Raw genomic sequence first — 9,970 nt, forward strand, 5'->3', positions numbered from 1 at the left:
GTCAATTAACGGGGACATTACCCCCTCGATCGCCAAATTAACCCGGCGGTGTAAATGAAATTCCGACGAAACTTAGCGTTTTGTCTCGTTATATAACGAGTTGTAATAGCATCCTCCTCACTATCGCTTCGAATTTGAGCGCAGCTCGCGCCACCCCGCCGGATCCTGGCCATAGCCGACGTTGCAACCTGGGCGGTCATATTGATACAGGAGATTTCCGAGTCGGACTTTGCATGTGTCGCAATGTGGTAGATTATGGTTAAAAGGAATGAAAACCGTGCAGGATACCGTTACGTTCAACACATACCCAGGCAGGTGTTTCCCACAGCATGACCATGACCAATTCCATTCACATCCTGATCGTCGAGGACGATATAGCCTCCCGCTCGCTGCTGGTCAGTCATTTCGAGAAGGAGGGTTATCGCGTCAGCGAGACCGACCAGGCCGATGACCTATGCGACCGCGTGCGCGACGAGCAGATCGACTTGGTGCTGCTCGATATCAGCCTACCCGGTCGCGATGGCTTGACACTGACCCGCGAGCTGCGTGCTCACTCGCGGGTCGGCATCATCCTGGTCACCAGCAAGGGCGACGAGATCGACCGTATCGTCGGGTTAGAACTGGGCGCCGACGACTATGTCACCAAACCGTTCAACCCGCGAGAGCTGCTGGTAAGAGCGAAGAACCTGCTCTGGCGGGTTCATAGCGGCGCCCAGTCCACCGCGACCGGCAAAAACTCCCAGCGCAGCGGCTGGCGGTTCGAAGGCTGGACGCTGGATCCGCAGAAACGGCAACTGACGGGGGCACAGGGACACAGAGAACGCCTGCCCGAGGGCGAGTTCAAACTGCTGCGCACCCTGATGACCCATCCCGGCCAGGTGATGTCACGTGATCAGTTGATGGACGCGATCCACGACCGGGAATGGACTCCCAACGACCGCACGGTGGATGTGCTGATCGGTCGCCTGCGACGCAAACTCGGTGATAACCCGTCCAACCCGCAGCTGATTCTCACCGCCCACGGGGCCGGCTACATGTTCGCCGGTGACGTGAGCCGATGAAGGCACCGCGCGGCTACCAGTCGGTCAGGCGTCTGCATCACCGGCGCGGCTGCCTAGTCAGTCGCGCCATCCGTCTGCACGACAAGCGCAACGTCATCATCAAGCAGCTCGACCAGGCAGAGTGCAGCCGCGAGAAGCTGAGCCGGCTGCAGCACGAGTATGAACTGCTCGACAACCTTCGGATTTCTGGCGTCGTCCGTCCTCTTGAGCTGCTACCAACTCCCGACGGGCTTGCCTGCATCTTCGAGGACAAGGGCGCTGTACCGTTGCGCCAGCTGATGGCCGAGCGAAACCTGGACTGGTTTCAGTGGCTGCCGGTAACGATCCGCATCGCCGAGTTGCTGGGCCAACTGCATGAAGCCCAGGTGATCCACAAGCAGATCAATCCAGATCATATCCTGCTGCATCCAATCACTCTCGAGCCGCTGCTGACCGGCTTCTCGCTCAGTACCCAGCTAGCCCGCGAGCAGCCGAACTGGCACACCCCGGTACTGAACGTAGCGGAACTAGCTTATATCGCACCTGAGCAGACCGGACGAATCAACCGCACCATCGACTATCGAACCGACTACTACGGCCTGGGCGCCACGCTGTACGAGTTGATGACCGGTCATCCGCCATTTTCAGGCAATGGTGGGATGGAGCTGGTGCATGACCAGATCGCGCGCCAGCCCCGCCCGCCCCACAAGATCAACCCGCAGCTGCCGGAAATGATGTCGGGCATCCTGCTCAAGCTTCTGGCCAAGGACGCCGCGCAGCGCTACCAATCCACGGTCGGGCTGGTGCATGACCTACGCCGCTGCCAGCACGAGTATCAGATCTGCGGCAAGATCGAGCCGTTCGACCTGGGCTTGCATGACTGTTCCGCGCGTTTCCAGATTCCGCAGCGGCTGTATGGACGCGAACCGATCCTGCAGCACCTGCGTGAGCAGGTCGACCACTGCAGCCTGGCCGGCCAGACACTGGTCATGATCAGCGGCTACGCGGGCGTGGGCAAGTCGAGCCTGGTGCATGAGCTACGCCAGTACGTCAACGAATGCGACGGCCGCTTCATCAGCGGCAAGTTCGATCAGTTTCGCCGCAACCGCCCCTATTTTGGTATTTTCCAGGCCCTTCAAGACTTTGTACACCAGTTACTGACCGAGCCAGAGTCTCAGGTGGACTACTGGCGCGAAACACTCAAGAGTAGCATCCGCGGCCAGGGCCAGACACTGCTGAAAATGATTCCCGAACTGGAACTGATCATCGGCGCGCAACCGGAGCTGCCGCCGGTCACGCCGGCAGAGGAACAAAGTCGCTTTTCACGCATGCTGCTGCGGATCCTGCACGTACTGTGCAGCGCCGAACGGCCGCTGGTGTTCTTTCTTGACGACCTGCACTGGGCAGACCTTGCCTCACTGCAGCTCTTGGAGATGCTGGCCCAAGAGCGAACCCCGCTGCACCTGCTGCTGATCGGCAGCTACCGAGACCAAGAGCTGCAGCCGCCCCATACGCTGAAGATCTGGCTTGAGCGACTGCGCCAGATCCAGCCGGTCACTGACATTCATCTGGAGCCATTGAACCAGCACCAGATCAACCATCTGCTCGCAGACACCCTGCGCTGCGACCTCCAGAAGTGCCATAATCTGGCTCGCCTGTGTGCCCAGAAGACCCAAGGCAATCCCTTCTTTCTGAGCCAATTCCTCTACTCACTGCACGAAGATGGCCTGATCGGCTTTCGCAGCCAGCGCTGGCAGTGGGACGAGGCAGCGATCGATGCCAAGGCGATGACCGACAACGTCATCTCCCTGATGGTCAGCAAGATTCAGGGCCTGCCACGGACAACCCAGAACGTGCTGCCGCTGGCAGCCAGCATCGGCAGCAGCTTCAACCTGCGCACGCTGGCGGTGGTCAGTCGGCTCGAGCCCGCCACCGTCTTCAGCAGCCTCTGGCCGGCGATGATTGAGGGGCTGATTATCCCGCTCGACGTCCAGTATCGGCCATTCGAACAGCTCGATCCGAACCGCGCCCGCTACCGCTTCGCCCATGACCGGATCCAGCAGGCGGCCTACTCGTTGATTCCGCAAGACCAGCGCGAAGCGCTGCATCTGCAGATTGGCCGCCAACTGCAGCGGAGCCTGTCAGCACAGGAAGTCGACAACCGGATCTTCGAGATCACCAACCACCTGAACCAGGCAGTCGAGCTGATGCAGGCCACCCACGAGCGTACAGACCTGGCCGAGCTGAACCTGCGCGCTGCGATTCGCGCCCGGGAGTCTGCCGCCTTTGATGCGGCCTTGGACTACCTGAAAGCTGGGCTTACCCTGCTGCCAAAGGAGTGCTGGGAGCAGCACTACACCCTGACGCTGGACCTGCACTCCATGGCCGCCGAGATCGCCAGCATCCGCGGCGAATCGCCGTTGATGGAACAGCTGATCAAGGTGGTGGAGGAGCATGGGCGCAACCTGCACGACACGCTGCGCGTGCAGGAGCTACGCATCCGCTCGCAGGTGGCGAGCAATCAGTTCGGCGAGGCGCTGCACACCGCGCTCGACCTGCTGCATCAGCTCGGCGTCGAGATCCCCCAGCGTGCAACCCCGCTGCAGATCGCCTACAGTCATCACCGTATCCGCTGGCTGCTCGGACGGATGCCGCCGGAGCGGATTCTGCAGCTGCCGGCAATGAAATCGCCGGAACTGCGCGCCGCAATGCCGCTGCTGGCCAGCATGTTTGGTGCGATCAAGTTCTCGAGCTCGGATCTGCGTCCGCTGGTCATGGCAAAACAGGTGGAGCTGACGCTGACCGAAGGTACCACCCCAGCATCCGGCCTCGCCTTTGCCGGCTACGGCGGCGTGCTCTGCGGCCAATTCAACGATATTGAGCGCGGCTATCAGCTCGGCCAACTGGCGCTGGAGATCGACCGGCGCAGCCCAGCCCTAGCCAGCCCACACCGCACCCACATACTGTACAACTCCTATATCCGCCATTATCGCGAGCCGCTGTCGGTCTGTACCGAAGCACTGTTCGAGGCGCACCAGCAGGCGCTCGAATATGGCGACCTAGAGTGGAGTGCGTATGCGCTGGCCGGCCATATTCAGTACCGGTTTCCGCTCGCCGCCAATTACGACGAACTCCAGCCACAGCTGGAGCGGTATGCCGAGCATCTGCGCCAGTCCGGCCAGCAGCAGTCACTGCAGTATTCACTGTTCGTGCTGCAGACACTGGAAAACCTGCGTGGCCGCAACCGCGAGCCTAAGCGTCTTGACGGGCGCTTTTACCAGGAGAGGCGCGACCTGCCCGAACTGGAACGGGAAAACCACCGCACCGCCATCTGCCTGCACCACTACTACAAGGCGCTGCTGAGCTATCTGCTGGGCGACTTTGAATCCGCACTGTCCCACAGCGAGACAGGCAAACAACTACTGGGCTCCATTAGCGGTACCCATACGGCACCGAGCCTACTGTTTTTGAATGCGTTAAGTATCCTGGCTCGGCTGCCGGCCATCAGCATCCTGCAGCAGCCGGCCCGACTCAAGACCGTGCGTACCACGCTAAGCCAGCTGCGCCGTCTGTCGCGCCATACTCCTTACAACCTGCGTCATCTTCACGATCTTTTGAAGGCGGAACTGCTGCGCAGCAAGCGTAAGTTCACCAGGGCCATGGAACTGTACGAGCAGGCGATTGAACAGGCACGCCAACAGGGATTTAGGTTGTACCAAGCGATGGCCAGCGAGCTTGCCGGACGCTTCTACCTTGAATGGAACAAGCCAGGTGTTGCGCGTACCTACCTTGAGGATGCCCATGCGCTCTACGTCCAGCTTGGCGCACGCGCCAAGCTGGACCAGATGCAGGAGCATTACCCTCTCGATCTGGATGCGCGCGGCACCACACCGGCAGAAACGGTACATGGCCTAGCAGCGAAGGGGACGGCGCTGAACAACCAAGCACTGGACATCGGTTCGGTCATCAGCGCCTCCCAGGCGATCTCCGACGAGATCGTGCTCGAGCGTCTGCTCGACCGGCTGATGAAACTAGCGATCCAGAATGCCGGCGCCCAGCGCGCGGTGCTAGTCATGAACCGCCAGCAGCGACTCTACGTTGAGGCGGAAACCTGTATCGACCGTGCCTCAGGGCACAACCTGCCGCTGCCGCTCGAGCAGAGTCAGGAACTGTTGCCGCTCAGCATCATCCACTACGTGGCGCGCACCAAGAACGACGTGGTACTCGGCAATGCCGTGGAGCACCAGATGTTCCAGCAGGACGGTTATATCCGAGCCCGGCATCCGCGATCGCTGCTGGCGACCCCGATTCTCTACCACGGCGAGCTGACCGGCATTCTGTACCTGGAGCACCGCGAGAGCCGCGGCATCTTCAGCCGCGAACGGCTCAAGACGCTGCAGATTCTCACCTCCCAGGCGGCGATTTCGATCGAGAACGCCAAGCTCTATGAAAGCCTGGAACAGTCGGAACGGGAGTACCGGTCGCTGTTCGAGAATGCCAGCGAGGGACTTTTCCGTATCGACCGGCGCGGACGTTTCATCTCTGCAAATCCGGCTCTGATCGACCTCCTCGGCTACCCAAGTGCCGAGCAGTTTCACCATGCCGTCACCGATGTGATCCGCCATTGCTTCGTCGACCGAGAAGAATGCCGCCGCTTTCTGGCCACTCTCACGGTCGGCGAGCGGGTGCAGGACTTCGAGACACGCTGGCACCGCCTCAATGGTAGCGAAGTGTACGTATCGATCTCCGCGCACCGTATCACCGACGAGCAAGACCAGCTCCAGTTCTACGAGGGGTCACTGACCGATATCAGTGCCCGCAAGGCGAAAGAGCAGGCGGAGCTGGCGCGTCAGAAGGCGGAAGTCGCCAACGAGGCAAAGACCCAGTTCCTGACTACGATGAGCCATGAGATCCGCACACCGATGAACGGCATCCTCGGCATGGCCCAGTTGCTCAAGCGAAGCTCCCTGTCGATTGCCCAGATGGAACAGGTCGAGTCGATCTACCGCTCCGGAAAATCGCTACTGGCGATCCTCAACGATGTACTCGATTTCACCAAGATCGAGGCCGGCCAGTTGGAGTTCGAACAGCAGGATTTCGAGCTGCGCGCTCTGCTTGAACAACTGCATCGACTGTTACTGCCAATGGCACAGGAGAAGCAGATCGATCTGCTCCTGCGCCTGGCCGATAACGTACCGGCTCGTGTGCGCGGCGATGCCCGGGCATTGAACCAGGTACTGCTGAACCTGGTCACCAACGCCCTCAAATTCACGGATGAGGGCTATGTCCTGCTCAAGGCACAATCTCACGCATCCGATGACGGCTGGACGCTGCACTTTGATATCGAAGACAGCGGTATCGGTATTCCCCCGGAAGCACACGAACGCGTCTTCCAGCACTTCTCTCAGGCGGACAGCTCCATCACGCGCCGCTTCGGCGGCACCGGTCTTGGGCTATCAATCTGCAAGAAGCTGGTCGAACAGCAGCAGGGTCAGATCGGCTTCAACAGCGAGGAACACCGCGGCAGTCATTTCTGGATCGAACTCGACTACGCCCGGCCGGCTACCGAAGCCGCAACCGGTCACGGAAACACCGCAAGGCCGGTCAGGCTCGAGCGCATGCTCAGAATCCTGCTGGTCGAAGATACCGAAATCAACCAGGAGGTCACCGCCGGCCTGCTGCGCGGCGCCGGCCACCGGGTCGATATTGCCGACGATGGTTTCACAGCGTTGTCCCTGCACAACGATAACGACTACGACCTGATCCTGATGGATATTCACCTGCCGGACATGGATGGGCTCGAAACCACTGCCCGACTGCGCGCTCACCGAGATCCGGACAAGGCTTCCGTACCGGTGGTCGCCTTGACCGCCGCTATAACCAGTCGTGACCTCAGGCGCTACGAAGCCACGGGTATCGCCGCCGTGCTGGGCAAACCGCTGCAGTTCGAAGAGCTGGAACAGACGCTTGGACGCCTGTTCGCTGACACCACTACAGACAGCTCACAACAGGTCGCCAACGGCACAGCTACCGGGCCGGCCGCCGAAAACGCTCCGCTGCTCAACAGCTCCCTACTCGCCCAGCACGCCCAGATGCTGGGGCCCGAGCGCATGGGTGAGCTAATCGCAAAAATGGAACAACAATGCCGGCAATTACTCGACCAGCTAGAAAGCGCCGACGAAAGCCAACAGGCTACCCTGCTGCACAAGCTTGGCGGGGCCTGCGCAAACTTTGGCCTTCAGACGATGGCCGCGTGCTGTCGTGAGCTGGAATCGAAGACGCCGGTCGGGACAAAGAGTCTGGAAGAACTAGGTATGCTTTGGGCGCGAAGCCTCCATACATTGACAGGGAAGCAAACAAGGACAGAGTGTCATATCGAGGTCGCCGCTCCACAGCCGGTTCATACCCGCCGATAGGGACCGGGAGGGCTTAAAAGTCTCCTCGCCCGCATGCGATTTTCCACACATGACTCTACAGCCGATAATTTCCTCAGCAATGGTCTGGCGTTGGCATGAACCAGTCTCCATGGACTCAGCTGTCGTCCTCACGGATGGAGGACGAGTTACTACACAGCGGCTTGACGCTGGTCTCCATGTAAGGGAAAAACGGCAAGTTACTGACCAGCTCCTGCAGTTCGGCGTTGTCCTTGACATCGAAGATACCGACGTTCGAGTAGCTGTCGGCGACCCGCCACAAGTGGTGCCACTTGCCGGAACGTTGCAACTCCTGTGAGTAGGCCTTCTCGGCTGGCATGGATAGTGGCAACTTGACGGTCATTTCTACCTGAAACAGTATGTCTCTCCTCGTTAGTTGGGGCCTGGCAATATGCGCCTTTCCCACTGACTTGCGTACCTGCGTAGCTTAATTGCGCGAATAATGGGCAAGTTTGTCTTCATCCAATGTGATGCCGAGTCCCGGGCTTTGGGGCAGGTCGACCCCGAAGGCGTGGAAATTCAGTGGCTCGGCAACAATGTCGTCCTTGAGCAATAGCGGCCCGAACATCTCGGTACCCCAGTTCATATCTGGGAGCGTTTCCTACGCATGAAGAGAGGCTGCCGTGCCTCAGCACCTGACAGACACTGGCCCAGTTATGCCAGTGGTGCGAGACGGCGCATGGTCGCCGGGTGAGCCTGACGACGATGTGGAAGACGTTGGGCCGGCTGGGCCTCACCTTGAAAAAAACAGTGTGCGCAGCTGAACAGCAACGCCCCGATATTGCCCAGTCAAGACATGCCTAGGCGGCTAAACTGCCACATCTCGATACGCAGCGGCGGGTCTTTCTTGATGAAGCCTGGGCCAGCACCCACATGAGCCCTCCTCGGGGCTGCTCGCCGCGCGGCCAGCGTTGCTCTGGCCATGTTCCCTACGGCCACTGGAAGACGACCACCTTCCTTTGTGCCCTTCGTACGCAAGGGCTGATCGCCCCGTTGGTTCTCGATGGACCCATCAATGGATCCGCCTTTCGCGCCGGGGTGGAACAGGCGCTCGCCCCGACGCTGGGCGTCGGCGACATCGTCATCATGGATAACCTGAGCTCGCATAAGGTCGCCGGCGTGCGAGAAGCGATCGAAGCGCGGGGTGCCGAGTGACGCTATCTGCCACCTTACAGTCCCGATTTCAACCCGATCGAGCAGGTCTTTGCGAAGCTGAAAACGCTGCTGCGCAAGACCGCCGCTCGTACCGTCGATACGCTGTGGACGGCGATGGGCTCCCAACTGGATTGGTTCACTGCCAGCGAATGCGATCGCTATATCCGTCATTGCGGCTATGGCCAGTCAGGATGAAAGAGCTCTAAAGATGGGGGAGGATGTCAATTTCTTTTAGTCGCGTACATTCTGTTCGGGCGCTTGGTGCAAGAGCCTGCCGAGTGCCAGGTCCACCCAGACGTGTCACCGCTGAATTTTCAACACCGGTTTAACAGTCACGCCATTCTTCGAGTCCTCAAAGGCTTGATTAATTTCTGCAAATTCATAGAATTTGATTAGCTTGTCGAAGGGAAAGCGTCCCTCTTTGTAGTAGGCCACCAACTGCGGAATGAATACACGTGGCACAGAATCACCTTCGATAACGCCAATCATCGACTTGCCCTCAGCCATCAGATCGTGATGCACGTCGAGCGTCACCTCGGGTGTCACGCCGACAATCGCCGAGACACCCAGCGGGCGCAACGCCTGTAGCGACTGACGCACCACCGCCGGCACCCCGGTGGTCTCCACCGCAAACTCGCTGCCACCGCTAGTAATCTCGCGAATACGCTCGACCACATCGTCATGTTTGCCGTTGAGGGCGTGGGTGGCGCCCAGTTCGCGGGCCAGTTCGAGCCGGCTGTCATGGACGTCAATCGCGATGATATGCTGACAACCGGTAATTTTGGCCGCCATGATGGCGCTAAGTCCCACCGCGCCACAGCCGTACACCACCAAGCTCGAACCAAAGTCCGGCTTGAGCCGGTTTAATACCGTCCCCGCACCTGTCTGAATACCGCAGCCCAACGGGCCGAGCAGCGCCAGGTCCACATCCGAGTCGACCTTTACTGCGTTGCGGGCGCTGACCACGGCATGGGTGGCAAATGATGACTGTCCAAAGAAAGTCGCTAGGAGGCTGTCCGAGAATGGTGCGATATCGGCTATAATGGTGCCTCAACTTCAAAAAAGTCAAAAACGTCGCCATGAATGTCCCTCCGTTCAAAGAGATCCCGATCGAAGCGAACCAACACCTCTTGTTTCCCAGCAATCTCTTTGATTTGTTGGCCGACGACCATGACTGCTTTCTTTATGAAGAACTCTTCAAGCAGATCGACACCACCGCAGTCGAGCAACAATACAGCCATCTTGGCCAGCGGGCCTATCACCCCCGCCTGATCGTCTCTCTGCTCATTTATGCGTATAGCCATGGCGTGTTCAGTTCCCGTGACATTCAAAGGCGCTGCC

Annotated in this window: 7 protein-coding genes and 1 pseudogene; 5 read left to right on the forward strand and 3 right to left on the reverse strand. The window is 59.6% G+C overall.

What is annotated here, in order from left to right; genetic code table 11:
* The first annotated feature begins 335 nt into the window (after nucleotides 1-335).
* Complete coding sequence (torR, locus tag DU506_RS17020; RefSeq protein WP_181870797.1) at nucleotides 336-1,061, forward strand: two-component system response regulator TorR; 726 nt, start codon at nucleotides 336-338, stop codon at nucleotides 1,059-1,061.
* Complete coding sequence (locus DU506_RS17025; protein ID WP_114488084.1) at nucleotides 1,058-7,456, forward strand: AAA family ATPase; 6,399 nt, start codon at nucleotides 1,058-1,060, stop codon at nucleotides 7,454-7,456. The genes torR and DU506_RS17025 overlap by 4 nt, the downstream gene beginning before the upstream one ends.
* Before the next feature lie 115 nt (nucleotides 7,457-7,571).
* Here the strand turns inward: DU506_RS17025 and DU506_RS17030 are convergent, their stop codons facing one another.
* A complete protein-coding gene (locus DU506_RS17030; protein WP_462965156.1) occupies nucleotides 7,572-7,880 on the reverse strand; it encodes a muconolactone Delta-isomerase in 309 nt (102 codons plus the stop codon).
* A 21-nt stretch (nucleotides 7,881-7,901) separates the two neighbouring features.
* The gene (locus tag DU506_RS17035; RefSeq protein WP_235825733.1) at nucleotides 7,902-8,060 is read right to left on the reverse strand and encodes a hypothetical protein; all 159 of its coding nucleotides are present in this window, start codon (nucleotides 8,058-8,060) and stop codon (nucleotides 7,902-7,904) included.
* A 59-nt stretch (nucleotides 8,061-8,119) separates the two neighbouring features.
* On the opposite strand from DU506_RS17035, the gene DU506_RS22855 reads away from it, so the two are divergent.
* Both DU506_RS22855 and DU506_RS22285 read left to right on the forward strand, forming a co-directional pair.
* Complete coding sequence (locus DU506_RS22855) at nucleotides 8,120-8,278, forward strand: winged helix-turn-helix domain-containing protein (protein WP_114488085.1); 159 nt, start codon at nucleotides 8,120-8,122, stop codon at nucleotides 8,276-8,278.
* A 9-nt stretch (nucleotides 8,279-8,287) separates the two neighbouring features.
* Nucleotides 8,288-8,824: pseudogene (locus DU506_RS22285) on the forward strand (IS630 family transposase).
* 105 nt (nucleotides 8,825-8,929) lie between these two features.
* Here the strand turns inward: DU506_RS22285 and DU506_RS17055 are convergent.
* Complete coding sequence (locus tag DU506_RS17055; protein ID WP_235825736.1) at nucleotides 8,930-9,595, reverse strand: zinc-binding dehydrogenase; 666 nt, start codon at nucleotides 9,593-9,595, stop codon at nucleotides 8,930-8,932.
* Between the two features lie 113 nt (nucleotides 9,596-9,708).
* On the opposite strand from DU506_RS17055, the gene DU506_RS22935 reads away from it, so the two are divergent.
* Nucleotides 9,709-9,970, forward strand: a 262-nt coding sequence (locus DU506_RS22935) for a transposase (protein ID WP_479715040.1), incomplete at its 3' end; no start/stop codon positions are given.

It is taken from the genome of Vreelandella rituensis (assembly GCF_003336665.1).
GTDB classification, from domain to species: Bacteria; Pseudomonadota; Gammaproteobacteria; order Pseudomonadales; family Halomonadaceae; genus Vreelandella; species Vreelandella rituensis.

Coding starts and splice junctions, on each gene's coding strand:
- torR (WP_181870797.1), top strand. CDS start 336: ATGACCAATTCCATTCACATCCTGATCGTCGAGGACGATATAGCCTCC.
- DU506_RS17035 (WP_235825733.1), bottom strand. CDS start 8,060: ATGAACTGGGGTACCGAGATGTTCGGGCCGCTATTGCTCAAGGACGAC.
- DU506_RS17025 (WP_114488084.1), top strand. CDS start 1,058: ATGAAGGCACCGCGCGGCTACCAGTCGGTCAGGCGTCTGCATCACCGG.